The sequence below is a fragment of the Nostoc punctiforme PCC 73102 genome, from assembly GCF_000020025.1.
Classification (GTDB): domain Bacteria; phylum Cyanobacteriota; class Cyanobacteriia; order Cyanobacteriales; family Nostocaceae; genus Nostoc; species Nostoc punctiforme.
The window spans coordinates 5755937-5781846 of record NC_010628.1; the positions used below are offsets into that span (position 1 = coordinate 5755937).

Sequence of the window (25910 nt, forward strand, 5' to 3'; positions counted from 1 at the left end):
GACTTCCAAAAAATAAATTATCCAAAATTATTTGTATATTTTTAGGGGCACAAGTCCTTGCGCCCCTACCTAAACGCCAAAATCTAAAATCTTCTCTATCTCTCCTCAGTCTGCGTTCTCTGCGCGGCAGTCACTCATGGGGGAAACCCCCTTGGCGTTAGCCTCTCCCTTTGGGAGAAGACCGCGCTGCCTTGCCTCTGTGGTTAATTCATTTCTTGGACAATCTCTAACCGTGACTAATCCATGTATCCCTAGCGCTGTGATTACTCCTCCCAGTAATCCCCAAGTCCCATCAGCAAATACATTGATGCGATGAATGTAGGTGCGATGGTAGGCATACTCTAACTGCCTATCATTAACTTTTCCGACCTCTACTAGGTTAGTCACATAGTTTTCAGCTTTGATCAGTGCTGCATAATCCAGGTTAAACCAATAAAGCGATACTCCCACCACCGCCAACCCAGGAAAAACCAAAGTAATTAAGAGAATTGCTTTGCGTGTGTTCATCCATACCCCCTGATATACCTGCTCAATGCTGACATAGCAAGAATCTTTGTGTTACAACTTGGCAGATCAATTTGATACATGGAGTGGGTGAATCAAATTTTGGGAATAATCCTCATAGTGTTTGAAAGCATCGTTTTAGTTAGGCTCACGCTATGAGAGCGCGATTTCTAGGTAAAAACCTGATTTTTGGCTGTTTATCTCTTGTATTTTGCTGTATTTTGGGGATTTGTTGGTCATTAATTCCAGTACACGCAACTTCCACACAGTCTATTGATGCTCTGCGACAACAGCAGCAACAAATGAACCAGCAGCGTCAGAGTGTGGTTAACGATCGCGATCGCTTAACAAATCTCCAACAAGAGGCCCAAAAACACCTCACTGGTTTAAAGCAAAATCTCCAAACTACAGATAGCTACATTAAAGAGAGCGAATCTCGATTACAACTTGCCACCCAACGCCTACAGCAGTTGGAAACTGATTTAGCTGTAGCGCAACGTTCCTACGAGGAGCGGCAAATAGCAACAGTAGCACGATTGCGTTATCTCCAGCGATCGCCTGCATCTGTTGGCTGGGCAGTTTTGCTCCAAAGTGAAAATATCAGCGATTTTATCAGTCGTCGTCATCAGTTGAAGTTAGTGTATCAGGCAGACGAACAAATTTTGGTGAAACTCAACGCCCAAGCAAACCTGATAAATCAACAAAAAACGGGTATAGAACAGCAAAAAAACGAAATTGCCTTGATTCGTGAGCAATTACTGGCACAAAAAGCCGGTTATCAAACTCAGGCGGAGTCACAATCAGAATTGATTCAACGCCTCAATAGCGATCGCCTAGCCTTGGAAGCAGCGCAAAACCAGCTAGAGAGGGAATCCAAAAATCTGGAAGTCTTGATTCAGCAAAAGGTAGGAGAAGCCAGAGCAACAGAAGAGGCACAAACAAAAACCAACAGCCGAACAAGTGCGATCGTTCGAGGAACTGGTGTAATGGCATATCCTAGCGACGCTTCTACTAGCAGTCCCTTCGGCTGGCGGATACACCCAATCCTTGGCTATCGTCGCTTTCATGCTGGGTTAGATTTTGCCGCTAGCTATGGTAGTAAAATTCGGGCAGCCGATTCGGGCAGAGTAATTTTTGCTGGGTGGTATGGTGGTTATGGCAGAGCTGTAATTATCGACCACGGCAATGGTCTTACTACACTGTACGGGCATACCAGCGAGTTGTATGTTTCCGAAGGACAAGCAGTCGAACGCGGACAAGCGATTGGTGCTGTGGGTTCCACAGGTTTCTCAACTGGGCCCCACCTCCACTTTGAAGTCCGCCGGAATGGTACACCAGTAGACCCAGCTAATTATCTGTGAACTTATAAACCAAGTTTTTCTAGGCTGCGAGTTTTATCATAGACATGCTATAATGGGAGAGATTAAGGGCGCGTGGCTCAGTGGATAGAGCAACAGATTCCGGTTCTGTGGGTCGGGGGTTCAAATCCCTCCGCGCTCGTTACCTTACAAGACTAACCACAAAATCGAGAGTTCATTTTCTCTCATGAAATGTGTTTGGCCTGAGTTGTAACTTCTCCAAGCAGCTGCTTACATCTCAACTCTCTCCATATAGGCTATCCGCTAAAACTAAGTTTCTGGTAGAGATTTTCGTGACATTTTTGAAAGCATTCCCAAATGCAAAAATTTGAAGCTTTCAAAATGCCTCACATCCTTAAATACTGAATAACAGTGTTGACAATAGTTATCTATGAAGGTCACTGTGCTTAATGCTTGTCTGCGCGGCGTAACTATCCCTATTACTTACTGTTTCCGGTTTTCTTTTTGTGGTTTTCCTTCTGATGATAATTTCCCCGTGGTAACAAAAGAGGGATTAGTAATTAATTTGTAATTATTAATAATTACAAATTATGATTCTTATAAAAATCTCTGGTTATCTTCAACATTTTATTCCCACCAGGCTGTAGCTCATATTCAACATTCTCAATATCTATCTTGTAACCGATTGAAGTGTAATGTTTTACTATTTCATCTAAATGTTGAGAATGTTTCCACATTAAAGTTATGAGGGGAAATATTCTGATTTCTTTAGCAATACGTAGCATCTCACCTATAGAATTTAGGTGAAAGTCGTAATCGAGATGGTCTGAATATAAAAACAATAAATGCGAACAAAGGGCTATCTCAAACTCTTGAGTTTTAAATTTTAATTTTGGAAACTCATCGACTATGTATCTGTTGCTTTTTTTGCCATTTTCATAATCAGACAGAAATTCTCTAATAACTTTTACTCGATTATGCCGCAAATCATCTGGAGATTTATGATAGCTCCATACCCAATTATTCGATGTAGCTTTGACTTGGTTAATGATGTTATCTAGCACTTCATTAAATCGTTGCAATATCTCATCACCAGAAAATTGGTATAGTGGATCAACAGAAATTACACTTTTACCCTGACGTGTCATTTCTGCATTAAAGCTTGCCGGGCCATCACCAATCCCAATGATTTTTTTATTTAAATCTGCGTCTGTTAAATTGAATATTTTTATATATTCATCCATTGACCTCCCAAAAGGAACTACTTGATCTAGAACCATTGTCATAGAATTACCTCGTCAAGAGACTGACTAAACAGGATGGTAGCAAAATCAAAAAACTTTATGTATTGCTAAACGACAATCATTTAGAAGCAAGTCAAGTTATTTTACAACTTTCAAAGGATTTTTACCTCTAAACACAGCAGCTAATGCAGCTTCATAAGGATTTCTACCTGTTTTCTTGACAGCAGCAATAGCAGCTTTATTTGATAATCCTCGGACACTAACTAGCCATGCTGCTAATACATGCCCAGTACGTCCAATTCCACCCGAGCAGTGTACAACTACCTTCTCATTTTGTTTATCTGCTTCTATTAAGAAAGGAAGTATCTTCTGTGTGAGGGTTTCTAAATCACATAGATGGAAATCTACAATTGGTGCCCAACAAACTAGTTGATTACCAAATTCCTGTTTGTAGCTATCCAGAAGATTAGAGTAATAAGCTAATTGTTGATTGGGAAGAAGGCAACAAACTCGCTTAATATTTTGGCACTTCATGAATTGTATCCAATCCCGAACCTCTTTATTAGTGTATCCAGGTCGCGCAGCACCAAATACTATTTGCTCGTTCTGCCAAGCTGGGGCAAACTTATACATTTTTAAGTAAGTTGGTTAGTAGTTAAATTTAGGCTATTAAGCTTACGAAAAATCTCTTTTTGGAATTTAACAAAGGCATAATAACTTTTAAACGTGTTATGTTAACTTGTAACATTATTTGGAATTCAAAAAACATTATTTTCTAATTATTCACTTTTCCTTGCCAAACGATTTCCTTAACTTTGATTTCTTTCGGGATCAACTTAATTTTATAGAAGGTATCTGCAATCTCTTGTTGTTTAGTAATCACTTCATCTGTGAGTGGAAGTACATCATATTCAGGCCGCTTTTCTGCTATTTCCAACACAGGAGCATCTATACCCAAAGCAGGGGAAAGAAATTTAGCAACTTCATTAGGATTATTCTTTGCCCAGTCACTAACTTTCTTCACCCTATCCAAAACTATTTTCAAAACATCAGGCTTGGCATCAACAAAAGATTTTGCAGCCAGATAATAACCACGATTGGGGGCTAATTCCGTCGCGTCTGCTAAAGTGCGTGCGCCTGTTGCTGCTTCTGCTGCGGCTAAATACGGGTCCCAAATTGCCCAAGCTCAAAAATACATTGCACCAAATTGGCTTGGTGGATGATATTTTAGAGTTAGCATCTGGAACAGGTATCTGGACGCAGGAGCTTTTAAGAATCGGTCAAAAGATTACTGCGATCGATGCCTCTGAAGAAGTGATTGCAATTAATCGCTCGAAGTTAAATTCACTGAGTGTTGAATATCACCTAATTGATTTATTTACTTGGCAACCTGATACGGAATATGATTTGGTGTTCTTCGCCTTTTGGCTATCTCATGTGCCACCAAAATTACTCGATTCTTTTTTGACGAAAGTCTATCAATCTGTTCGCTTTGGTGGGCAAGTATTTATCATTGACTCTTCCTTTGAACCGACATCCACAGCTAACAATCATATTCTTGAAGACGACGGAAACATATATAAAACCCGTAAATTAAATGATGGTCAAGAATTTCAGATTGTCAAAATTTTTTATCAGCCGGATGAACTTAAGCATAAGCTAAAAAAAGCAGGCTTCCAGGCTGAGGTAAAAGTGACAGATAATTATTTTATCTACGCACAGGGGAAAAAATTTGAAACAATTCGTAATTCGGAATCTGTAATTATTTAAACTACACCTAATGTATTACTAATTTAGTACCACCTATATACTATGGGAGCATCAGACCTATTTTTTTATATAGACATTAATTCAAGATGGCATTAAAAAACATCTTCCTGCTGTTTTCTCTGACATACTCCTCAAACTAGGTACTGTTGCAAAATCTATGTATATATATTGGTTATAGCTATACAGATGACTTATGCGGGACTAAAGGAGTAGAAATGAAATGTATTTTGATTAACTGCGAACAACATTATCAAGAGCTAGGTGAACAGAAAGTTGAAGACCTCTTTCAGGTTGAAGATAGACTATTTCTTGATCGATCTTAGTTAACTATGATTGCTGAGTAAGCAAAACAAAATCCATTAGCTGCCTAATAGACAGTTTGCAATGCAAATTCTTAAAGTATTAACCAGAGTCTATCTTAGTCCAGTAGACTTGGATGAGGCGATCGCTTTCTATGAAAACCTCTTTACAGAAAAATGTTGGTTGTGGTTTCAATATTCCGAGGCTGAGTTGGAACTCGCAAGTGTGGGTTCTATTCTTTTAATTGCTGGTTCGGCAGAAGCACTCTCTCCATTCAAGAGTACACACGCCACATTTCTTGTGGACTCACTCAATGATTTTAAAGAAGCACTTATTCAACAGGGTGCAGTGATTCTGGCGGAACCGAACAAAGTTACCACTGGAGCGAATATGCGAGCGATGCATCCTGATGGAACTATTATTGAGTATCTTGAGTTTGGATAATGGAATGGACGCGGTATTACTTCCATTAGCCGCAACAGCAGCAGTTGGCTATGTTAGACACGGCGTATGGAAAGCTCTTAACCACAGTGAGTCAAACCCTCGAATTTAGTTGATTACAAGAGTTGTGCAAGATTAAATTTAAACTTTGCACAGCACCTCTGGTACAATACTATTTTTAGCCCTCAGTGAACTTGCTGAAGGGCTTTCACTTTTTCACAAATCTCTCTTTCTCTGCGCCTCTGTACTCTCTGGCGAATGGTGGGAAATATTAGGCGTAAATCAGAGTGATAATGCCAACGTTATTAAACTTGCCTATTTCGATTAGCAAGAATCATCCTGATGTCAACAGTTCTGCATAGGCGTAGCCCGTCGTAGACATCGCAAAAGCTTTAATGCAAACAATTAATCAAGCTTTTGATACTTTCAAGTCTAAAGATGCTGAGATTCTTTAATCAACGAGCCAAGCTACTCTGTGTCTATGCACCTCTATGTGAGACTTAATTACTATTGTTAGATTTACTTTTATAAACACTCCATGTCATCTGCCAGTAGGGTAAAATATTTAACCCTTCAGAAGTATTGACATTTGGAATTTTTCAAGAATTCATCTTGCTTATTCTGAAAAAAAGTTATAAATTATTAGTTTATAGGGGAATAATCTGAACTCTTAGTGTCAAAAACTAATCCTGCTCAAGTAAATATACTGCAACCAGTTTTAACTTCACACAAACCATAAGCAGCGCTGAAGATATATTTTTGTTTGGTAAAGCAAAGCTTCTGGACATGAAACAGAACAATAAATAATCTAAAGATATATCTTGTGTGACTGTTTGAAGAATTATATTACTACTCTGGGTGAATAAAAACAATTATAATTCCCCAAAACAGTAATAGATTATATGTCAATTAACTAATAATAAGGCTGTAAAAATTTCAGCAAATTTATTTATTGTTAGTTAATTAAGTTTCTCCAAATTATGCTATTCAAAGAATCCTTTTTGTTATGCTGAGAATAGCAAAAATAAGGAATGAAGACGCATCTACCACAAATTCACAACCCAAATGGAGTTATTCTGGCGATGCACTTAAACGAATTGGAAACTACTGAAAATTTAAAAGAAGTGGAAGAAGCGTGGCTAACACTAGAAAAATCAATTCTCTATTATCAAGGTCGCCCCGTTGGTACTGTAGCTGCTTATGATGCATCTGTAGAGGCTCTCAATTATGACCAGTGCTTTGTTCGGGATTTTGTCTCTTCAGCTCTAATTTTTCTGATCAAAGGTAGAACAGATATTGTTCGCAATTTCTTAGAAGAAACCTTAAAGTTACAGCCTAAAGAAAAGGCATTAGATGCCTATAAACCTGGACGAGGATTAATACCGGCTAGCTTCAAAGTTGTATCAGAAAATGGGCAAGAATATCTAGAAGCAGACTTTGGCGAACATGCGATCGCTAGAGTTACACCCGTTGATTCTTGCCTATGGTGGATTATTTTGTTGCGTGCTTATGTAGTCGCCACAGAAGATTTTTCTCTAGCCTATCAACCTGAATTCCAAAATGGTATCAGGTTAATCATGGAAATCTGCTTGGCGAATCGTTTTGATATGTACCCAACGCTGTTGGTTCCAGATGGTGCTTGTATGATTGACCGTCGTTTGGGCATTTATGGGCATCCTCTAGAACTGCAAGTTCTCTTTTACACGGCATTGCGTGCATCTCGTGAACTGCTAGTTTGCCAAGGAAATTCCGATATTGTTGCAGCCATTGATAATAGGTTGCCTCTTTTATGCGCTCATATTCGCCAGCATTATTGGATAGATATTAATCGCCTGAATGAAATTTATCGCTTCAAAAGTGAAGAATATGGTAAAGGCGCTGTGAATCTGTTCAACATATATGTAGATTCTGTTCCCTATTATGAATTAGATAAGTGGTTGCCAAAAAAAGGTGGTTATTTAGCAGGTAATGTCGGGCCGTCGCAGCTAGATACTCGCTTCTTTTCACTCGGAAACTTAATGGCGATTATTTCAGACTTAGCCACCGAAGAACAGGCACAAGCAATTATGACTCTCATTGAGGATCGATGGGATGATTTGGTGGGAGATATGCCGATGAAAATTTGTTTCCCAGCTTTAGAACATGAAGAATACAGAATTGTAACTGGATGTGACCCCAAAAATATCCCTTGGTCGTATCATAATGCTGGTAGTTGGCCGGTTTTAATGTGGATGTTGGCAGCTGCGGCTGTGAAAACTAACAAAATAAGTCTTGCACAAAAGGCTATTCAAACTGCCCAAGGACGGCTCAGTACAGATCAATGGCCAGAATATTACGACGGTAAGAAAGGGCGACTGATTGGGAAACAAGCTAGGAAATATCAAACTTGGACAATTACTGGATTCTTATTGGCAAAAGAACTAATGGCAAACCCCACTTATTTGCCATTAATCAGCTTTGGTAAATTACCAGCAGAACAGGTTTCTAGAGCATGTGAGTTTGAAATCGCTAGTGTAGACCCGTATATGCCTAGATAGGGAAGTTAGGAGAGACGCGATTAAAACGTCTGTACAGGAGTTGGGAGTTAGAATACAAAAGCCTCCTGACCCCTGATTGATGTTTCCATGACAAACCCCCGTCAACTAGCTTTTATCGCCCTGCGAGATGTTCATAAGGGGGCTTATGCTGATGTTGCCCTAGATAGAGTACTGCAAAAAGTTAATTTGCCCGATCGCGATCGCCGCTTGGTGACAGAATTGGTTTATGGGAGCGTCAGAAGGCAGCGCACTCTTGATACTCTCATCGATCAATTCGCCAAAAATAAATCTCACCAACAACCACAAGACCTCCGCACCATCTTACACTTGGGTTTCTATCAGCTGCGCTATCAAGAGCGTATTCCCGCCTCTGCTGCTGTTAATACCACCGTCCAACTCGCTAAAGAAAATGGTTTTTCTGGACTAACAGGTTTTGTTAACGGTCTATTACGCCAGTATCTTAGAAAAGCAGGAGAGCAGGGGGGCAGAGGAGCAGGGGGGCAGAGGAGCAGGGGGGCAGAGGAGAAAGATTCTTTGTTAGTTCCAGTTCCCCAGCCCCCAGTCCCCAGTACCCAGGCCCCAGTCCTCAATTTTGATCCCTTACAACTTCCAGAAAACCCAGTGGAACGCTTGGGCATTTTACACAGCTTTCCTGACTGGATTATTCAAGTCTGGTTGGAACAACTAGGTTTGACCGAGACAGAACAACTGTGTGAATGGATGAACCAATCACCAACAATTGACTTGCGTATCAACCCACTTTGCACTTCAATCGAAGAAGTTGAGGCGGCTTTGCAATCTGTTGGTCTTTTGGTAAGACGGATTCCTGATTTACCCCAAGCTTTAAGATTTATGGGTAATACTGGATCAATTCAAAAACTACCTGGTTTTAAAGAAGGTTGGTGGACTGTACAAGATGCTAGCGCCCAATTGGTAAGTCATTTGCTCGACCCCCAACCAGGTGAGGTGGTAATTGATGTCTGTGCTGCACCAGGGGGTAAAACAACCCACATTGCTGAGTTAATGGCAGATAGTGGGAAAATTTGGGCTTGCGATCGCACTGCCTCTCGTCTTCGCAAACTCCAAGAAAATTCTCAACGCTTAAATTTACAATCTATCCAAATTTACACTGGCGACAGCCGCCATTCCAACCAATTTCAAAACACCGCAGACCGCGTATTACTTGATGCTCCATGTTCTGGGTTAGGAACCATGCACCGTCATGCTGATGCTCGTTGGCGACAGACACCAGAATCTGTCCGGGAACTTTCGGTGCTGCAAAAAGAATTATTAACACATACATCAACTTTTGTCAAAGCTGGTGGTGTACTAGTTTATGCCACCTGTACATTGCATCCAGCAGAAAACGAAGAAGTGATTTCGGCATTTTTAGCTGAGTCACCTCATTGGCAAATTGAGCCTCCAAGGGGCATTGAGCTGGCTGCTTCTGCATATAGCACTCCTCAAGGTTGGTTTAAAGTCTGGCCCCACCGCCAGGACATGGATGGCTTTCTTATGGTTCGCTTAAGAAAAACCAATAATTCCGAGTGAATACTGTTTGAGATTGTACGATTTGGTGGTGGCCTGAATCTACCAGAGGAGGCAGCAATGGTTACCCCTTCCAATGTCAAAAACTTAGTTAAAATCCTGATTGGAGCAGCCTGGATTGATGGCAGAATCCAGCCAGAAGAACGGCAATATCTCCGCGAAATAGCTCAAGCGAAAGGTTTGGCTAACGATCCAGAAATTAAGCCTTGGCTATACGAATTAGTTCCTGTACAGCCAAAAGAATGTTATGACTGGGTGCGGGAGTATTTAGGCGATCGCCCCAGCCTTGAAGATTGTGAAAATCTGATTGAAGCCATCAGTGGCTTAATTTATAGCGATGGCGAAGTTGCCGTCGAAGAAGCTAGACTCTTGACGGAATTGCAAGATATCGCGAAGCCAAATGATTCAACTCAACCGATTCAGACTAAACTTCTCAAACAAATTCAAAAGCTTTACCGTCGTTGGGTTGACGTACAAACCTAATCATAGTCAAAAGTTCATAGTCTAATGACTAATGACTAATGACCCTCACGGGTGATGCCTCCGGCACGCCAAGGGCAAACGCCAGTCACTCATGGGGGAAACCCCCAAGACCGCGCTGGCTCACTAATGACTAAATTATGACTTCGGTTCCCCCACACCCGGAGTTTCTTCTTTATCAACTTTAGGCACAAAATCAGGACGCTCTTTGCTTTCCCAACCTGCGGGGCGTTTCGAGTTGTACCAAGCTATTGAACCAATGCTTACAGCAGCAATAAAACCAACGACATACACCAAGGTGAAAGCAAAGGGAAAATGACCACCACCTGTTGCGACTGAATCTGCTGCCTGCATCAATATATGCATGAGTATATTCTCCAATGTTAAGTAACACTACTTGACACACTATAGAATGAGCGTATCACTTAACATCCTCCCCTAGTTTAGTTTGAGCAACTTCATATTGCAGAGAAAAGGGCAGGGGAGCAGGGGGCAGGGGGCAGAAGAGAAAGATTCTTTGTTACTTCCCAATGCCCAATTCCCAATGCCCAATTCCCACTCTTAATTAGAAGGTCTAAGTCTCTCGCGCCAGGATGGTTGTGGCGATGAAGAACCGGAAGAACCGGAACTATTGTCGGGAGAGGAAGATCGGCGAGTTCTGGGAGCCGGGGGAGAGTCAGATTCTACTCTTCTAGAGCGTCGCCGAGGAGTAGATGATTCTGAAGAAGAGTTACTAGAATTTGATTCTTCACTGCGATCGCGCCTTCTCCGTCTTGGGGTAGAATCGCTTGATTGCTGTTCTTCTTGAGAATAGCTCCTCCTCCTTCTACGTCTCCTAGATGAACCGCTATCATCAGAATTTCTAGCCTTTTCCCCTTCTGAGTCATCATCAGAGTCAATAGAACGATTCAGCACTTGTTTGGGCTTGATTGACTGAGCTTTGATGGTACCTTTGCGGCCTTCTAGCTTGGGACGTTTAGGAAACTTTTCGACAGGCATCCCCTCTGCCGCTTTTTCCATAAATTCGTGCCAGGTGTAAGCGGCGCTGCCACTACTACCATAAGTGGGGCGGTTATCATCATTACCTAGCCAGACCCCTGTCACCATCTGGGGAATGTAGCCAATAAACCACAAATCGCGGGCTTCGTCTGAGGTGCCAGTCTTCCCAGCAACTGGTCTATTACCTAATTGGGCAGCAGCACCAGTCCCCTCTTCTACGACGTTACGTAGCATCCAAGTCATGATAGCGGCACTGTCAGAGTCGAGGGCGCGTTTAGATTTGAAATTAGCTGACCAGATTACCTTACCTTGGCGATTGAGGATGCGGGTAATACCATGAGGTTCTGTGTGCAATCCCTGAGTTGCAAAACTGCCATAAGCGCTGGTCAACTCCAGTAGATTTACTTCATTTGAGCCGAGAGCCAAGGAGTAGGTGGGCTTGAGTTCAGATTTTATTCCCATATCATGGGCAAGTTTAATCGTCGGCGTAAATCCGACATCAATCAACACCTTCACCGCAATAATATTAATAGAGCGGGTGAGAGCATCTCGGATATTCATTGAACCCCGAAATCTTTCACTATAGTTTTTCGGTTCGTAGCCATCTACTACAAAGGGTGCATCCTCGTAGCTATCATAGGGGCTTTTACCGCTAGCGATCGCAGTGGCATATACAAACCCTTTAAATGTCGATCCTGGCTGCCGTTGTGCCTGGGTAACTCGATTAAACTGGTTTTTACCAAAGTCTTTTCCTCCAACCATTGCCTTAATTTCACCGCTCCGGGGGTCAATGGCAACCATTGCTGCTTGTTTAAAGTTCTCCCAGCGCCCCTGATTTCGCAGCGTTTTGGCAACCGCCTCTTCTGCAACTTTCTGCCAAGTCGGGTTCAGCGTGGTTTCCACAACTAATCCCTCACTTGCCAGCACTTTAGCAGGAACGTACTTCGGCAATTCTTTTTGAATGTAGCTGGTAAAGTATGGTGATTCTACTTGTACTCGCTTGGGTAAACTGCTTTTAAGGGTTAGTGGTTCTTGGAGTGCTGCTTGCCTTTGCTCTGGTGTAATCACTCCATCCTCTTGCATCCGTTGCAATACCAGATTTCTTCGCCGGATTGCCGCTTCGGGATTCTTGTCTGGGGCGTATAAGCTAGGAGCGGGGGCTAATCCGGCGATCGTTGCCATTTCCGCAAGGGTAAGCTGGTCTGGCGATTTACTAAAGTATACCCAGGCGGCATCTGCCACACCATAAGCTCCACCTCCCAAATAAACCAGATTCAGGTAACGCTCTAGAATCTGATCTTTGGTTAATTCATGCTCCATTTTTTGTGCTAGGCGGACTTCCTTGAGTTTGCGCCAGATTGTCTGTTCTTGTTTCAAAAAGAGAATCCGCGTTAACTGTTGGGTGATGGTGCTACCACCTTCTACCACACCTTGCGATCGCAAATTATTCAAACCCGCTCTGACAATCCCTTGCGGGTCAAATCCGTTGTGTTGCCTAAATCTTCTATCTTCTGAGGCAATGAAAGCTTTTTTTAAATTATCTGGTATTTGTTCTAGCTTGAGCTGTTCTCTGGTAGCTTCACCTTGTTGTTGTAATATAGTTCCATCAGCAGCTTTGATGGTCAGTGTTTGCTCTCTCAGCACGGCGTTTAACTCGGCCTGATCTGGCAACGTGCGGTCTATTAGACTGATGCCGTAGATCGAGGCAACTATCCCACCACCTATACCCAAGCCTGCCCAAAACCATAAGCGACGATAGAGTGGTTTACCGCCAGTTGCCTGATTGACCTTAACCCTAGATGGTAAAATTTTCATTTTGCTCAGTAACTGCCTCGCCTGCGCCAGATGTGCTGATGGTAAGCTCTCATTCGTTCCTCCTTGTTCAGAGTCACTCAAATTAGTTGGTCTTCGCTTGAACCAGGAGGTAAGCTTCCCCACGTCAGTTCCTCGCTCAAAGTAGTAACTTATATAACCACTATCAATCAACTTTGGGGTTAGTTCACCACCATTGTGTTAGTATAATATCCTATAAATAATTAACTAAATTCACCATAAAATAATGTTTTTGAGATTTCGTTAATTAGTTTTGTAAAAACGCTGTAATTTTTATATCTCAAAATATTGGCATTTCTGAAACAGGTATACCGAAGTATTCGCAAAGACAGCCCGAAAACAGCTTCCTTAAGGAGAGCGCGATGCCCACGGTGAACTACGCCGAAGCAGAGCCAAGAAGAAGCGCCGTTGCCCTTGGTAGTAATATCGGCGATTCCCAGACAATTTTAGAAGCAGCTATAAAAACTTTAGCCCAAACGCCAGGTATTCTCTTAGAAGCTCAATCCAGGTGGTACCAAACCAAAGCTGTGGGGCCACCACAGCCAGATTATCTAAATGGCTGCGTGACATTGCAGGTAGAGATGCTACCCCAGCAGTTATTAGAAATTTTGTTAGGAATTGAACAACAATTTGGGCGTGTGCGTCAAGAACGGTGGGGGCCACGAACTCTAGATTTGGATTTGTTATTATTTGATGACTTTATTGTAGATACACCAAATCTCCAGATTCCCCACCCACGAATGCGGGATCGGGCCTTCGTGTTAGTACCACTGGCAGAAATTGCCCCCGATTGGATAGAACCAGTATCCGGGTGTGTTATTAAAGAACTGCTGAAAGAGGTAGACTGTTCTGATGTATATTTATCGATGGGCAATTAAAATTACCATCTTTAAAACACAGAAGAACGCTGATTTCACCTCTGTATTCACAGATAATCAGATTTTACTATGCCATTAGGTAGAGAATTACCACAACTGCTGAAACAACGCTTGTTTTATAAAGGACGCAAGTTTGATTTTGAAGTTAATCGCTTGCGTTTGCCTAATAAATCAGAGGGGGAATGGGAATGTATTCGTCACCCTGGTGGTGCCCTAGCTGTGCCGGTGACACCAGAGGGCAAGCTTATACTGGTGCGCCAGTATCGTTTTGCAATTCAGGGACGGATATTAGAATTTCCGGCAGGAACTTTGGAAGCAAATGAAGAACCTTTAGAGACAATACAGCGCGAAATCGAAGAAGAAACAGGCTATAGTGCCCAAAAATGGGACAAATTAGGCGAATTTTTCCTAGCGCCTGGTTATTCTGATGAGATTATCTATGCTTTTCTGGCGCGAGATTTGGAAAAGCTAGAGACACCACCAGCACAAGATGGAGACGAGGATATCGAAACTGTGTTTTTGACTCCCGAAGAATTAGAGAAAGCTATTCTGGAGGGAGAACCAGTAGATGCTAAATCAATTGCTAGCTTTTTTCTAGCGCGTCCGTTTTTAGTTTAATACCCTTATGCTGCTAGAGTTGGCGATCGCAGATGCCTACGGTGCAGGATTTGAATATGCTGATGAGATGATCGTTAACAACGATTTGAGTCGATACGTCGAACATCCCCGTTTTCGACTCATTCCTGGCAGTTATACTGATGACACCCAGATGAGCATTGCCATTGCGGAAGTGATTGTTGCTCAAGCACCGTGGACACCACAAGTTTTAGCCGATAGCTTTGTTAGAGCTTTTAAACGCGATGAGAGAGAAGGTTATTCTCGAAACTTCTACCATTTTCTGCTAGAAATTCAGAATGGGGAAGAATTTTTAACCAAAATTAACCCTGATAGTGATAAAAGCGGGGGTGCAATGCGTGCAGCACCCATTGGCATCTATCCCACACCAGAAAAAGTCATTGAGGCGGCAACAATTCAAGCGGCAATTACCCACAATACACCCGATGGAATCAATGCTGCTGTTGCCGCTGCTTTGATGTCACATTATTTTATTTACCGACTGGGAGAAAAACGCAAATTAGGAGAGTTTCTCCAAAGTTATGTATCTGGGGAATGGGCTAAACCTTGGGAAGGTAAAGTCAAGTCTAAAGGTTGGATGAGTGTCAGAGCCGCAATTACTGCCGTGATGAGAAATGACAGCATGAGCGAACTTTTACAAGATTGTATCGCTTTTACAGGAGATGTGGATACAGTAGCTGCGATCGCCCTGGCTGCTGGTTCTTGTAGCGAAGAAATTACACAAGACATTCCCGATCATCTTGTCACAGGCTTAGAGAATGGAACTTACGGTAGAGATTACCTCATCAACTTGGATAAGCAGCTGATGAGTTTGGCAAACAAAAATATCAGCTAAATGTAATACTCGGTTGCAAGCATTGCGTCTCCATCCATTTCTAGTAAAGATGCTGTCGCGTATAGCTTTCAAAAACTGTCATTGCTCCTTGCATTGCTTCCTGTCAAATTTTATCAATGGCTATATCCTCCATCCCTGGGGAAGCATTTGGGCAAATTTCCTAATTTTTAAGAGTGTGAGGCAAACTTAACCTTTTCAAATACTACGGTTTTTCGATATCATTACAGTGATTTAGTTAAAAATAAAGTAGCACTAGCCTTCACTATCTCCAAATTTGGGTAGTAAAGTACACATTGGTTGCTTACCTATATGCTTGTATGTTGAAAACATTAACCTATCATTGAGGAATTTACTACTTATTAGTCACCTTGTCTAGAGTGATATGAAAATTGACTTAGCGCCAAAGTTATAAGAGCATAACGGCAAGAAGCTTACAACTCCTAAATATGTGTCCTGTGCTAGACGCATACATGTTTCACACAGATGATAAAAAATAAAACTTTTAACAGTGCAGGTAAACTGACTGCTCTTTTGTTCCTGATAACTCTCTTTCTTACGCCTTGTGTAATTGTAAATGCAGGAGAACGTGGCGTATTGATGAAATTTGGCGAAGTGCAAAACCAGATATTAGGAGAAGGACTTCACTTAATTATTCCTGTAGTCAATACTGTGAAAAAGTTGAGTATTCGAGTCCAAAAGCAGGAAATCTCGGCTGAAGCTTCTTCCAAGGATTTACAAAATGTTTTCGCCGATGTAGCTCTCAATTGGCATATTATTCCCCAGGAAGCAAATGTCATTTTTCAAGAAATTGGAGATGAACAAGCTGTAGTCATGCGGATTATTAACCCAGCCGTTGAAGAAGTATTAAAAGCAGTAATAGCAAAGTATACTGCTGAAGAAATTATTACTAAGCGAGGAGAAGTCAAAGGTGCAGTAGATGATGCGTTGTCTACACGGCTAGGTAACTATCACGTTGCAGTTGATGATATCTCTCTAGTTCATGTCCATTTTTCAGAACGATTTGGTGAGGCGGTAGAGGCGAAGCAGATTGCTGAACAAGAAGCAAAACGAGCAGAGTTTATCGCACTCAGAGCCACAAAAGAGGCTGAAGCAAAAGTTAATTTAGCCAAAGGAGAGGCTGAAGCACATAGATTATTACGTGATGGTTTAACTCCAGAAATCCTACAAAGGCAAGCAATAGAGAAATGGAATGGTAAGCTACCATTAATTGTAAACAAGGAGGCTCCAAAGCTATTGAATTTAAGTGAATTTTTAAAATTTGATTAAAATTGATCTTATTTTGTAATTATTTTATCTCTACTGAGAGGATCAGATCCCCGACTTCTTGAAGAAGTCGGGGATCTTTTTGTTTCATAGAAACGCGATCAACTAAATTAACCGTTGGCAAATAAAATGGGAGAATCGAGAATCTTCAACTGGATCAATAGCAGAATCAAGAGGGTATAAGCTGTTGAAGAGATTAGACCCGTGAATAATTCTTTTTTGAGGTTATGCTCTTGAGGTTCTTTTTGAAAAATGTCCTTAGAACCGAATTGCATCAAGAGAATTCCCACAATATTAGAGAGCCAATATCCTATAATTGAACAAGGCAGAAGTAATTTTGGGGAAAGTAAACTACATAGATACCCAAAACCATAAGCTATCGGCAGATTGAATAGTAGGTCATTCCACCAACATAGTGGTGACAATAAATATCCTAGTACCAGAAAAAATCCACCTCTGAGTTTTTTGAAAATGTCTTTTTTGAACTCTTCTGGAGTCGATTGTTGCAAATCCTTTAGGGCTTTGTCTCCTGTTACATTTAACTCTTCACTGACGTTTTGGACGCTTTCCATAAAACCCACTATTCCTATCGGCTTAGGGTATTATAGTATGTAAACTAAACCCAAGTCTAGTACAGGAGTGAGAACAATTTGGTTTTCTGATGCTGAAAGTTTTGCAAATACATAGTTTCAGCAAAATATTAAGAACTAAAATTGCGGTTTAACTTCAGATGTAAACTAATTTTTTATTGTTGCACACATAGCAATCCTAAATCATGCGTGAGAATTTGAGATAGTTGTAACTCTCTTGTCATCTTGCCAATACTTTAAGGGAAGACGTTAGCCGGAGGGTAAATTTTCTTCCAAATTATTTATGATTCTTATAAGCAAGGCGCAAATTTGGGCTAATAATAGCTACAATAAAAATATTGAGGCATCTTAATAGTAGTATGACAGATATAACTCCAAATAGTACGTTTTTAATAGCAGGAATTGTTTTTGTAACGATTGCTGTAATCGGGCAGTCTAAATTAGGTTTTATTGAAATTAATCCCGGTTGTTTTGGTCGACTTTTGGCTCTTTTTATCGGGATTTCAAGCCTATTATATGCCTTGGGATTACTCAATTTTTCAGGCGGAACTCTTGACTTATTAAGAACTTCTTTAACAGAACAAGTTAAACAGGGTATAAGTTCAATCAATGAGCTTTTGCAAGGATCGTAGTAGGTCTGGAAAATTATTTATGGGTGTATTTAAATACCTTTTAGTTAAAAGTTTGTCTGAAAAAGGTTTAGTTGTGATTTAAGCACTCATTAATGTACTCAAGCTCTTAAAAAGGGGGAAAGCGGAATCACATTCCCCCTTTTTAATGGGTATTTAAGAGGATATAAAAGTCTTTAAGCAGACATAATATCACTCCTCATTGATCAACTCTTTTTCTTCAGGGAGTAAGGTAGTTTCATCTTTGGGGAGTTCGCTATCTACGGATTTGACTTTAGTTATATACGGTTTGATAATTATACTGACACCAATTGTCCAAGCTAATGTAACCATCCAACCTGCGAGAATGTCACTGGGAAAATGTACCCCCAGATAGAGACGACACCAGGCAATTGCTATTATGTATAAGCTGCCGAAGATAAGAACCAACCAGCGCCAAGAGCTAGCCCAAGTTAAGAATAGCAAAATTGCTACCAAAGTTACACTCGTCATAGCATGGCCACTGGGAAATGCAAAACTAGACTCAGGCGCAATGGACTGCCACAATTGTGGACGAACTCGATGCATTAATTCCTTGGCTGTGCGGTTGATAATCACACTTCCCAGTGAGGCGGTGAGCAAATAAGCTAGCGATCGCCAGCGTTTTTGTAGTAGTAATATTAGTGCGATCGCACCCAAAATCGGTATCGCCATCCAAGGCAACCCAATGATAGCCAGCGTCACTGCGAAAACATCAAGCTGTGGGTTTGCTGTAGAATGAACTGCTAACAGAATAGGCACATCCCACGGGAAGCCTGCTTGATTCTCCCATATCTTCACTGTCAGAATTTCAAAGACCTGCAAAGGTAAATAAACTCCGATCAACAGGATTAAGAGCGATCGCCAACGAGCAATCAACAGATTTTTGAGAAAAGAAAGCGGTGACTGACTCTCCTTATTGGCTTTTTCCATAATCTAAGTTAAAAATACCGATTAACTACTTCACTGATTACAAATTACTGGTGGAATTTTGAGAAGTTCCACAATGCTTACAGTACGACAGATGTTTATAAGTAAGATTATGACAGTTTTGGCATTCAATGTACTGATAATAGCCACAGTGCGGACAGTAAGTATCAATCTGTCGAATTTTTTTAGCGCAATTGACACAGCGTGATTTTTGAACTCTACTAGCTGCCTGGACTTTAGCATTAAAAACAACTTTTTGAAAAAACTGAATAATTCCAAAACCAATAATTGGAATCAGCAAAATATAAGCATAATTTATCAGGAAAAGCAACCCACCAAAAAAGGTGCTAATAATATTAAAGAAAAATTCAAATATTGCACCTATTTGCAGAAATTCAAATATTTTGACAATTAGTGGAATAAAAAATATAACTAGCAAATGCCAGCTAATTAGCGATACGAGTCCATATCCTCTTCTCTGAGCAAATTTGTGAACTGATAAGGCAATGATAATTAGAGGTAGTAGAAAGAGCGACTGAAAAGCAAGCTGGATACTTGGATACCAAAATGATGCCTGCTGATAACCTTTATCAACTTCACGAAATTGATTGTCATCTTTAAGAAAGGCGATAAAACTAATGCTTTCTGGCTTGGCAAGCAATTCATTTTTAATAGTAGAAATTTCTTGTCTAAGAAGAGAAATTTGGCGATTATTTTGTTCTAATGTCTGTTTAGCTTTTTCAGCACTAACTTGATTAATTGATTGTTGACGACTCTGACCTGCAATTTTTTCTAAGAGCGTTGAGTCATATTGGGCTTCAATAGTGCTATTGGCTTGTGCAAGGGAACTGATTTTCGCTTGTTTCTGATCAATAGTTCTGATGATTTGCTGCTTTTCAGGATTGTTAAGTTTATCCTTGTAGCTGGCATATTGCAAACACGTTTGAGAAACCTTACCAAGATGTCCTACTTCAGCCTGTTGATAGTTTTTCTGAAAACTGAGTTGATTATTCTGGTGATCTGGCAATGAAAGTCTCACAATTTCATAGTCTTTATCTTTAGTGGTTTTTGCCCGGTAATTTTGCCACTCTGAATAACATGGATAAGCCTCGGTCGGGCTGATATGCCATCTGCTAATATCATCTAGTCCCGTAAAAACATTCATCAAGATAAAAATATCAATTAAAATAATCACAATTAAACTCACTTTATTCAGTGGTTCGTTGTTGATTGTTCTTGATTTACTAAAAAATTGGCTCAAAATTCGGCGGATTCTGGCAAGCATATTAGTTGTGAATAAATGGAAATTCAATTCGAGTCAATTCTATATGAGAAGTAGTAATTAACTGGACAAAAATCCATCTATTCGTCTGAAGATTTGTTAATTAATGATTTTCACGAAAATACCCAAAAAATCACTGAGGCTGCTTGGATAAATATTTTACACAATATAGGATGTTAAATACTTAATATTAATAAGTATGGGATTGATTGTGGTACTTCTGATCGTCGGCTTATCACTTGCCTTAATCAAACTGTGGTCATCTCAACCACGGAGCAAGGTTTCTAAGCCATACTTCAGTGACCCGAAAAACAGAAAACTGCAAAAACGTTTACTTGTTTTACTTAACGGTGATGCGACAACAGCCGAACGGCTACTGAAACAACAGCGCCAGAACCATCAAGGTCAATCGGATAAATGGTATTTGGAGAAAGTGATTTATGACTTGGAACGCGATCGCCGTTACTAAACCTTAAAACAGAAGAGCAATCTTTGAATTCCTTGTAGGGACGCACATCTGTACGCCCCTATTGAAAACTATTTAGCAGCGAAATAGGCTTCTAATGCCTCAGAACCACCAATTAATTTACCATCGATAAAGACTTGGGGAACTGTTGTCGCCCCTGTAACAGCTCGTAACGAGCGTGTGGTGATATCCTTACCCAAAGTAATTTCTTCGTAGTTAATGCCATGTTCCTTGAGCATTGCTTTAGCACGGGCACAGAAGGGACAACCCACTTTTGCAAACAGAGAAACTACTTCGGGCTTCACTGCTTGGGGGTTGATGTATCTAAGCATTGTTTCAGCATCGGATACCTTAAAGGGATCTCCTGGCTCGTCTGGCTCAATAAACATTTGGTTAATGACACCATCTCTTACCAGCATCGAGTAACGCCACGATCGCTTACCAAAACCCAAGTCTGATTTATCTACCAGCATTCCCATGCCTTCAGTAAATTCACCATTGCCATCGGGAATTAGTGTAATATTTTCTGCTTCTTGATCCTTTGACCATTCGTTCATGACAAAGGCATCATTGACAGAAATACAGATAATGTCATCGACACCATTTTCTTTGAAAATCCCAGCCAACTCGTTATAACCAGGAAGATGAGTGGATGAACAAGTTGGAGTATAAGCACCTGGTAAGGAGAAGACAACCACTGTCTTATTAGCAAACAATTGATCGGTTGTCACATCAACCCACTGGTTGTCCTTACGAGTATGAAAAGTGACATTGGGAACTCTTTGTCCTCGACGATTCGCTACCATGTTCCTGCTTCCTGAAGTAATCAATTCCAGTCATAACCTAGCATGGGAGGACTAGTAGTATAATGTAACTATCAATCAGCTAAGAGACTTCATTGATAAATGGTGCGATCGCTGCTACAAATTCAGCAGTGGATTCATAAGGCAAAACATTACGCCCATTTATTTTTATACCTCTACTTTGAGGAAAACAGGCGAGGTAGTTAGCCAAGCGATCATCTGGCGTTTCTTTTTTATTATTTTGGCTAATACTCGATGCAGTTTCCCCGACTACCGCTAATGTTGGTTGCTGAATCGAGGCCATAAAATTAGTATAATCCTGTCGCCAAAACCCTGCTAAAAAAGAAAACACTGCATGACGACTAGCAGGATTTTCTGCACCTGCAACTAATGTATTTAACCACTCTGCATCTACAGCACTCTCAGAAGCAAATAGTTGGCGAGTTGAGAAAGAACGTAAAAATTTAGGAGTGCGTGCATAGCGATAAAAAGGAATCCCTAAAGGGGAATCTAACACATTCCAAATAAATTTTTGCTGCCATTCTGGTGGTTTATTTGTCATCAAAGCCCACGTTGGAGGTCCAGAAAGTACAAGCCTGGAAATTAAGTTTGATTCCTTTTGGACTAATGCGATCGCAACTGGTAATAATGCCCCTTGTACAACTACAATGACAGGTTGCCGTACTACTGTTTGTAGAAAGTACTGCAACTGTTCTGCCCAATCACTAGGAGTATAAGCCAGATGAGGCATATCACTTTCGCCACATCCTAGTAAATCAGGATTGTAAATTGAATTACGCTGACCTGAATTATACCATTCATGACAAAATCGCTGCCAAAATTGCCTTGATAATCCGACACCAATAGGATGAATCAACAGTAAGGGAATACCCTCAGATGTTGTGTTAGTTGGTTGATGAATTTCGTAGGTGCAACGATAATTCTGCCAAGTGTAAAACTGGCTAGGAGATGCTGTCAAATTAGTTGTGTTAGTTACAGCAGATGGTTGCATAATTCCTAGTTTTAATACTTGCTAAAAAATCATCTGTGGGTGGATTAACTGATATCCTGCCTCTTTCAGCTTTTCATTCGATACCCAAGCATTATATGGGCGGGTACTTTTGACAGTAGTATCCCATATAACTTTGGGTAAATTATGTTTTTCAAATAGACTATCTAGCAAGTCTCGGCTGGTGAGATGTGCATCATCTACCAGATTGTAAATTCCTTGTAAACGACGGTTACGGGCAAATTCTATCGCACCAACAATATCATCTAGATGAATCCAATTTGTGATATCCTCACCGCCTGGACGGTTTGTACCAGAATATCTACTAAATATTTTCAACAGTTCTCTACCAGGGCCATAAATTCCTCCTAAGCGGAATATACAAACACGGAGATTTTCGCTAGATGCTGATAGCAAAATATCTTCTGTTTTCCGGAGAATTTGGGCATTTAAATTAGCTGGCGCAAGTGGTGTTTCTTCATCTACCCATACACCATTTCTGTCACCATATACTGCATAGCTCCCTGTGTATATTAATTGTTTTACACTCGGATTTTGCTGTAAACATGAAACTAAATTTTGGGCAGTTTGTAGATAAGTCTCTTCATAAACTTCCGCACCTTTTGCACCAACGCTCAAAAGTACAACATCTTGATTGTGCAAAACTGATTTTAGACTATCCAGGTCATTGCCGGAGGTAACGAAAACTCTTTGGGATACCGATTGTAGTGCAGGGACACGCTCAGGAGAAGTTGTGGTTGTACTGACAACAAAATTCATTTTTTGCTGCCAATATTGAGCAACCTGATAACCAACATAACCACAACCAATGATTGCAACATTCATGACAAATTAGACACAAATAAAATAAACTACCTGTTGAGAAAATATTCTCAATTAAGAAAATCGAATTAACTAAATTTAACAGCCCAGAACTAACAGTCAATAGTTAACAGTCAGAAAATTTTACCTAATGGCTATTTTGCTAATTCTTTCTCAATTATGGCAATTAACTCTGGTGAATTGGGCTGTACGCTACTATTAAATCTAGCTGTCACTTCACCTTTTTTATTAACTAAAAATTTTTCAAAGTTCCAAGCAATAGTCCCCGTTGGCTCAACAGCTTTGGTAAGTCGCTCATAAAGTGGATGCTGCTGTGGACCTTTGGCATGGATTTTATCAAATAGTTCAAAGGTAACACTATATTTACTCGTGCAGAACTGCACAATTTCTTCATTACTTCCTGGTTCCTGCGCTCCAAAATCGTTACAGGGGAACCCCAAAATACGTAATCCTTGTTCCCTATACTTCTGGTTCAACTTTTCTAGCCCCTCGTATTGAGAAGTATAACCGCAGTAGGAAGCTACATTCACAATTAAAAGTACCTTTCCGGTGTAATCCTTTAATTGCTTATCTTCACCGTTGATGGTCTTGACTGCGATATCCGAAATTGTGTTACTCATGTTGAATCTGATTTATAGGGAATATTGCCAAGTCTCCCATATTACAGGTACTCTAAACCCGGTTTTTTTAAGGAAATTAGCTTTTTTAGCCTTGTTTGGGTCTAAGATTCTGTTTAACTTAGGTGAGACGACAAATGGAAAGTAGTGTATTTAAATTACTTGAAAAACATTGTAAGATAGCGATCGCCTGTGAGTTTACCTGAGTGCTAACTCTTCTGTAATATATAAGATTTACGCAAACAATTGTCAAAACTCTTATTTCCAAGTAGGGGCAATACCCTGCGGGTACTCCGTTGGAGAACTTGTAGAGTAGCCGCTTCTCTATGAAGCCCCGCGTAGCTTGCTGCGACCTAAGAGTATGTATCTACATGAATTACCCTTACCGCATGTACTTTTGCGTAACTCCTAATATATATAGTTCGACAAACCGCGATCGCAGGATATATCTTGGAAATCTGCGTTACTTTTAATACATTTTTAAGTAATTGCACAGACAATGAGATAATTATTTTCCGAAAGCCTTGGCTAAAGCTTTATTTGGCCGGTCTAATTAAATTAATTGATTTTGCTAAGTCTATTACCAACAGAAATTACCACTTTCTCCGCAGAAAAAATAACCAATGAATAAGCACATTCGACCCTGGCAACGTTTACTGGCGCTTGCGATCGGTTCAATGGTGTTTGCAGTTTTTGCTCCCACAATTGTACAGGCGACAGATCCTCCCACTGTTCAGTCTTTATCTGAAACTACAACGAAACTGCAAATTTCTATTGATACTATCTGGGTATTAATCACCGGGTTTTTAGTATTCTTCATGCAAACAGGTTTTGCTATGTTAGAAGCAGGTTTGAATCGGCAAAGAGGTGTAGTTAACGCCTTACTAGAAAACTTCATTAACGCCGCTGTCACCATCTTAGTGTGGTGGGGAATCGGGTTTGGGATTGCTTTTGGTACAAGTGCTGGCGGGTTAGTTGGCATAGATACCTTTTTCCTCAGTCAGCTACCTGGTGCTGATGGTAGCTATATATTGGCTGCACCAGGTTCTACAGCCGCCATCAATACCTATACCTTGTTCTTCTTCCAGTTTGCCTTTGCTGCTACCGCTACTACGATCGCTACTGGTTCAATGGCTGGAAGAACTGATTTTATTGGTGATTTAATTTATAGCGCCATTATGGGGGCGATCGCTTACCCGATCGTCGTCCACTGGGTTTGGAACTCCGACGGCTGGTTATCCAAATTGAGTTATCATGACTTTGCCGGTAGTTCTGTTGTCCACACCGTTGGGGGCTGGACAGCACTGGTAGGTGCCTATTTACTTGGGTCCCGTCCTGGTCGTCCGGCTTGGGGAACACTACCACCAGCACACAATTTAGGTCTAGCAACTCTGGGAACCATGATTCTGTGGTTTGGCTGGTACGGATTCAACCCTGGTTCAACCCTCAGCACAGGTAATACGGGATTGATTGGTTTGGTAACAGTCAACACCACACTGTCCGCAGGAGCCGGGGCACTATCAGCAATAATTTTTCAATATACCCGTAAAGGTAAGTGGGATTTGGTTTATTCTCTCAATGGTTCGCTAGCAGGATTAGTGGCAATTACAGCTCCTTGTGCATACGTTGCACCTTGGGCTTCGGTTTTGATTGGGTTAACCTCTGGGATTTTGGTTACTGTGGGAATGGATTTGATTGAATCAGTCCATATTGATGACCCAGTGGGGGCATTTGCCGTACACGGTATCAATGGCATGATGGGTACTCTCTCCGTTGGCTTTTTAGGTCAAGCAGAACTGACCCTCAACCAAAAGGCAGGGTTGTTTTTAGGCGGCGGCTTTGAGTTGTTAGGCATACAACTTCTGGGCGTAGTAGCGATCGCAGTTTTTACTGTCGCCTTTAGCTTTTTGATGTTTGGTGGTCTAAAAGCAGTGGGACATCTACGTGTTAATTCTGAGGCAGATCGCATTGGGATCGATGCTTACGAACACGGCGCGTCAGTATGGTCTGATGTTTATGCGATCGAAAAAAAAGAAATAAATTGTGCTGAGACTACCGAAATAGAAGCTTTGGATAGCGAATAAAGCCAATCATAACGCTTTACAAAGGAAAAAG

General features: G+C 40.9%; 26 protein-coding genes and 1 tRNA gene. 14 read left to right on the plus strand and 13 right to left on the minus strand.

Translation table 11 applies throughout. The annotated features are described in order from the left end of the window. Nucleotides 1–105 precede the first annotated feature (105 nt). The gene (locus tag NPUN_RS23400) at nucleotides 106–507 is read right to left on the minus strand and encodes a hypothetical protein (protein WP_012410955.1); all 402 of its coding nucleotides are present in this window, start codon (nucleotides 505–507) and stop codon (nucleotides 106–108) included. Nucleotides 508–659: 152 nt separating this feature from the next. On the opposite strand from NPUN_RS23400, the gene NPUN_RS23405 reads away from it, so the two are divergent. Continuing rightward, nucleotides 660–1865, plus strand: a complete 1206-nt coding sequence (locus NPUN_RS23405; RefSeq protein WP_012410956.1) for a murein hydrolase activator EnvC family protein — start codon at nucleotides 660–662, stop codon at nucleotides 1863–1865. A 66-nt stretch (nucleotides 1866–1931) separates the two neighbouring features. Further along, a tRNA-Arg gene (locus tag NPUN_RS23410) sits at nucleotides 1932–2004 on the plus strand. A gap of 400 nt (nucleotides 2005–2404) precedes the next feature. On the opposite strand, the gene NPUN_RS23415 is transcribed toward NPUN_RS23410, so the two are convergent. The 3 genes from NPUN_RS23415 to NPUN_RS23425 form a co-directional block, all read right to left on the minus strand. After that, nucleotides 2405–3109 (minus strand): hypothetical protein, encoded by a 705-nt coding sequence (locus NPUN_RS23415; protein WP_012410957.1) that lies wholly within the window; start codon nucleotides 3107–3109, stop codon nucleotides 2405–2407. Between the two features lie 96 nt (nucleotides 3110–3205). Continuing rightward, complete coding sequence (locus NPUN_RS23420) at nucleotides 3206–3700, minus strand: protein-tyrosine phosphatase family protein (protein WP_012410958.1); 495 nt, start codon at nucleotides 3698–3700, stop codon at nucleotides 3206–3208. Nucleotides 3701–3842: 142 nt separating this feature from the next. After that, complete coding sequence (locus NPUN_RS23425) at nucleotides 3843–4112, minus strand: type 2 periplasmic-binding domain-containing protein (RefSeq protein WP_083782427.1); 270 nt, start codon at nucleotides 4110–4112, stop codon at nucleotides 3843–3845. A 29-nt stretch (nucleotides 4113–4141) separates the two neighbouring features. On the opposite strand from NPUN_RS23425, the gene NPUN_RS23430 reads away from it, so the two are divergent. The 5 genes from NPUN_RS23430 (at nucleotide 4142) to NPUN_RS23450 (ending at nucleotide 10146) form a co-directional block, all read left to right on the plus strand. Next, nucleotides 4142–4837, plus strand: coding sequence for a class I SAM-dependent methyltransferase (locus tag NPUN_RS23430; protein WP_234710970.1), 696 nt, complete (start codon nucleotides 4142–4144; stop codon nucleotides 4835–4837). A gap of 384 nt (nucleotides 4838–5221) precedes the next feature. Next, entirely contained in the window at nucleotides 5222–5581 is a 360-nt protein-coding gene (locus NPUN_RS23435) for a VOC family protein (RefSeq protein WP_012410959.1), read from the plus strand. A gap of 1079 nt (nucleotides 5582–6660) precedes the next feature. Further along, the gene (locus tag NPUN_RS23440) at nucleotides 6661–8115 is read left to right on the plus strand and encodes a glycoside hydrolase 100 family protein (protein ID WP_012410960.1); all 1455 of its coding nucleotides are present in this window, start codon (nucleotides 6661–6663) and stop codon (nucleotides 8113–8115) included. Between the two features lie 87 nt (nucleotides 8116–8202). Next, entirely contained in the window at nucleotides 8203–9666 is a 1464-nt protein-coding gene (locus NPUN_RS23445) for a 16S rRNA (cytosine(967)-C(5))-methyltransferase (RefSeq protein WP_012410961.1), read from the plus strand. Between the two features lie 57 nt (nucleotides 9667–9723). After that, the gene (locus NPUN_RS23450) at nucleotides 9724–10146 is read left to right on the plus strand and encodes a tellurite resistance TerB family protein (RefSeq protein WP_012410962.1); all 423 of its coding nucleotides are present in this window, start codon (nucleotides 9724–9726) and stop codon (nucleotides 10144–10146) included. Nucleotides 10147–10281: 135 nt separating this feature from the next. Here NPUN_RS23450 and psb35 read toward each other — a convergent pair whose 3' ends face one another. Further along, nucleotides 10282–10509: a photosystem II assembly protein Psb35 gene (gene psb35 / locus NPUN_RS23455; protein ID WP_012410963.1), complete on the minus strand. Its 228-nt coding sequence runs from the start codon at nucleotides 10507–10509 to the stop codon at nucleotides 10282–10284. A 195-nt stretch (nucleotides 10510–10704) separates the two neighbouring features. After that, complete coding sequence (locus NPUN_RS23460) at nucleotides 10705–12957, minus strand: transglycosylase domain-containing protein (RefSeq protein ID WP_419788444.1); 2253 nt, start codon at nucleotides 12955–12957, stop codon at nucleotides 10705–10707. 380 nt (nucleotides 12958–13337) lie between these two features. On the opposite strand from NPUN_RS23460, the gene folK reads away from it, so the two are divergent. The 4 genes from folK to NPUN_RS23480 all read left to right on the plus strand — a co-directional run bounded on the left by folK (nucleotide 13338) and on the right by NPUN_RS23480 (nucleotide 16611). Next, nucleotides 13338–13853 carry a 2-amino-4-hydroxy-6-hydroxymethyldihydropteridine diphosphokinase gene (gene folK / locus NPUN_RS23465; protein ID WP_012410965.1) on the plus strand — a complete coding sequence of 172 codons (516 nt, stop codon included), beginning with the start codon at nucleotides 13338–13340 and terminating at the stop codon, nucleotides 13851–13853. A gap of 69 nt (nucleotides 13854–13922) precedes the next feature. Next, nucleotides 13923–14471 (plus strand): NUDIX hydrolase, encoded by a 549-nt coding sequence (locus tag NPUN_RS23470; protein ID WP_012410966.1) that lies wholly within the window; start codon nucleotides 13923–13925, stop codon nucleotides 14469–14471. A gap of 7 nt (nucleotides 14472–14478) precedes the next feature. Beyond that, nucleotides 14479–15324 (plus strand): ADP-ribosylglycohydrolase family protein, encoded by an 846-nt coding sequence (locus NPUN_RS23475; RefSeq protein ID WP_012410967.1) that lies wholly within the window; start codon nucleotides 14479–14481, stop codon nucleotides 15322–15324. Between the two features lie 483 nt (nucleotides 15325–15807). Next, the gene (locus NPUN_RS23480; RefSeq protein ID WP_012410968.1) at nucleotides 15808–16611 is read left to right on the plus strand and encodes a prohibitin family protein; all 804 of its coding nucleotides are present in this window, start codon (nucleotides 15808–15810) and stop codon (nucleotides 16609–16611) included. 107 nt (nucleotides 16612–16718) lie between these two features. Here NPUN_RS23480 and NPUN_RS23485 read toward each other — a convergent pair whose 3' ends face one another. Further along, on the minus strand, nucleotides 16719–17180 hold the full coding sequence (locus tag NPUN_RS23485) for a DUF7980 family protein (protein WP_012410969.1): 462 nt from the start codon (nucleotides 17178–17180) through the stop codon (nucleotides 16719–16721). Between the two features lie 377 nt (nucleotides 17181–17557). Here NPUN_RS23485 and NPUN_RS23490 point away from each other — a divergent pair, with 377 nt between their 5' ends. After that, on the plus strand, nucleotides 17558–17830 hold the full coding sequence (locus NPUN_RS23490) for a hypothetical protein (RefSeq protein ID WP_041565581.1): 273 nt from the start codon (nucleotides 17558–17560) through the stop codon (nucleotides 17828–17830). 189 nt (nucleotides 17831–18019) lie between these two features. Here NPUN_RS23490 and NPUN_RS23495 read toward each other — a convergent pair whose 3' ends face one another. Both NPUN_RS23495 and NPUN_RS23500 read right to left on the minus strand, forming a co-directional pair. Next, nucleotides 18020–18778: a phosphatase PAP2 family protein gene (locus NPUN_RS23495; RefSeq protein WP_012410971.1), complete on the minus strand. Its 759-nt coding sequence runs from the start codon at nucleotides 18776–18778 to the stop codon at nucleotides 18020–18022. Nucleotides 18779–18815: 37 nt separating this feature from the next. Further along, nucleotides 18816–20060 (minus strand): hypothetical protein, encoded by a 1245-nt coding sequence (locus NPUN_RS23500; protein ID WP_012410972.1) that lies wholly within the window; start codon nucleotides 20058–20060, stop codon nucleotides 18816–18818. Nucleotides 20061–20268: 208 nt separating this feature from the next. On the opposite strand from NPUN_RS23500, the gene NPUN_RS23505 reads away from it, so the two are divergent. Beyond that, nucleotides 20269–20526: a hypothetical protein gene (locus tag NPUN_RS23505; RefSeq protein ID WP_234710971.1), complete on the plus strand. Its 258-nt coding sequence runs from the start codon at nucleotides 20269–20271 to the stop codon at nucleotides 20524–20526. Between the two features lie 68 nt (nucleotides 20527–20594). Here the strand turns inward: NPUN_RS23505 and NPUN_RS23510 are convergent, their stop codons facing one another. From NPUN_RS23510 to NPUN_RS23525, 4 genes are all read right to left on the minus strand, one after another. Next, nucleotides 20595–21329 (minus strand): redoxin family protein, encoded by a 735-nt coding sequence (locus NPUN_RS23510; RefSeq protein ID WP_012410974.1) that lies wholly within the window; start codon nucleotides 21327–21329, stop codon nucleotides 20595–20597. Nucleotides 21330–21408: 79 nt separating this feature from the next. Then, nucleotides 21409–22338 (minus strand): alpha/beta fold hydrolase, encoded by a 930-nt coding sequence (locus NPUN_RS23515; RefSeq protein ID WP_012410975.1) that lies wholly within the window; start codon nucleotides 22336–22338, stop codon nucleotides 21409–21411. 21 nt (nucleotides 22339–22359) lie between these two features. Beyond that, a complete protein-coding gene (locus tag NPUN_RS23520) occupies nucleotides 22360–23181 on the minus strand; it encodes an SDR family oxidoreductase (protein ID WP_012410976.1) in 822 nt (273 codons plus the stop codon). A gap of 131 nt (nucleotides 23182–23312) precedes the next feature. Further along, nucleotides 23313–23798 carry a glutathione peroxidase gene (locus tag NPUN_RS23525; RefSeq protein ID WP_012410977.1) on the minus strand — a complete coding sequence of 162 codons (486 nt, stop codon included), beginning with the start codon at nucleotides 23796–23798 and terminating at the stop codon, nucleotides 23313–23315. Between the two features lie 620 nt (nucleotides 23799–24418). Between NPUN_RS23525 and NPUN_RS23530 the strand changes: the two genes are divergently transcribed. Continuing rightward, the gene (locus NPUN_RS23530) at nucleotides 24419–25879 is read left to right on the plus strand and encodes an ammonium transporter (protein WP_012410978.1); all 1461 of its coding nucleotides are present in this window, start codon (nucleotides 24419–24421) and stop codon (nucleotides 25877–25879) included. The last annotated feature ends 31 nt before the right edge of the window (nucleotides 25880–25910 follow it).

Bases quoted from the DNA above. Each gene is read 5' to 3' on its own strand.
- NPUN_RS23500 (WP_012410972.1), bottom strand. From the start codon at position 20,060: ATGCTTGCCAGAATCCGCCGAATTTTGAGCCAATTTTTTAGTAAATCA.
- NPUN_RS23450 (WP_012410962.1), top strand. From the start codon at position 9,724: ATGGTTACCCCTTCCAATGTCAAAAACTTAGTTAAAATCCTGATTGGA.
- NPUN_RS23400 (WP_012410955.1), bottom strand. From the start codon at position 507: ATGAACACACGCAAAGCAATTCTCTTAATTACTTTGGTTTTTCCTGGG.
- NPUN_RS23415 (WP_012410957.1), bottom strand. From the start codon at position 3,109: ATGACAATGGTTCTAGATCAAGTAGTTCCTTTTGGGAGGTCAATGGAT.
- NPUN_RS23460 (WP_419788444.1), bottom strand. From the start codon at position 12,957: ATGAAAATTTTACCATCTAGGGTTAAGGTCAATCAGGCAACTGGCGGT.
- NPUN_RS23520 (WP_012410976.1), bottom strand. From the start codon at position 23,181: ATGAATGTTGCAATCATTGGTTGTGGTTATGTTGGTTATCAGGTTGCT.
- NPUN_RS23440 (WP_012410960.1), top strand. From the start codon at position 6,661: ATGCACTTAAACGAATTGGAAACTACTGAAAATTTAAAAGAAGTGGAA.
- NPUN_RS23490 (WP_041565581.1), top strand. From the start codon at position 17,558: ATGACAGATATAACTCCAAATAGTACGTTTTTAATAGCAGGAATTGTT.
- NPUN_RS23480 (WP_012410968.1), top strand. From the start codon at position 15,808: ATGATAAAAAATAAAACTTTTAACAGTGCAGGTAAACTGACTGCTCTT.
- folK (WP_012410965.1), top strand. From the start codon at position 13,338: ATGCCCACGGTGAACTACGCCGAAGCAGAGCCAAGAAGAAGCGCCGTT.
- NPUN_RS23510 (WP_012410974.1), bottom strand. From the start codon at position 21,329: ATGGTAGCGAATCGTCGAGGACAAAGAGTTCCCAATGTCACTTTTCAT.
- NPUN_RS23420 (WP_012410958.1), bottom strand. From the start codon at position 3,700: ATGTATAAGTTTGCCCCAGCTTGGCAGAACGAGCAAATAGTATTTGGT.
- NPUN_RS23485 (WP_012410969.1), bottom strand. From the start codon at position 17,180: ATGGAAAGCGTCCAAAACGTCAGTGAAGAGTTAAATGTAACAGGAGAC.
- NPUN_RS23475 (WP_012410967.1), top strand. From the start codon at position 14,479: ATGCTGCTAGAGTTGGCGATCGCAGATGCCTACGGTGCAGGATTTGAA.
- NPUN_RS23435 (WP_012410959.1), top strand. From the start codon at position 5,222: ATGCAAATTCTTAAAGTATTAACCAGAGTCTATCTTAGTCCAGTAGAC.
- NPUN_RS23530 (WP_012410978.1), top strand. From the start codon at position 24,419: ATGAATAAGCACATTCGACCCTGGCAACGTTTACTGGCGCTTGCGATC.
- NPUN_RS23515 (WP_012410975.1), bottom strand. From the start codon at position 22,338: ATGCAACCATCTGCTGTAACTAACACAACTAATTTGACAGCATCTCCT.
- psb35 (WP_012410963.1), bottom strand. From the start codon at position 10,509: ATGCATATATTGATGCAGGCAGCAGATTCAGTCGCAACAGGTGGTGGT.
- NPUN_RS23495 (WP_012410971.1), bottom strand. From the start codon at position 18,778: ATGGAAAAAGCCAATAAGGAGAGTCAGTCACCGCTTTCTTTTCTCAAA.
- NPUN_RS23445 (WP_012410961.1), top strand. From the start codon at position 8,203: ATGACAAACCCCCGTCAACTAGCTTTTATCGCCCTGCGAGATGTTCAT.
- NPUN_RS23405 (WP_012410956.1), top strand. From the start codon at position 660: ATGAGAGCGCGATTTCTAGGTAAAAACCTGATTTTTGGCTGTTTATCT.
- NPUN_RS23525 (WP_012410977.1), bottom strand. From the start codon at position 23,798: ATGAGTAACACAATTTCGGATATCGCAGTCAAGACCATCAACGGTGAA.
- NPUN_RS23470 (WP_012410966.1), top strand. From the start codon at position 13,923: ATGCCATTAGGTAGAGAATTACCACAACTGCTGAAACAACGCTTGTTT.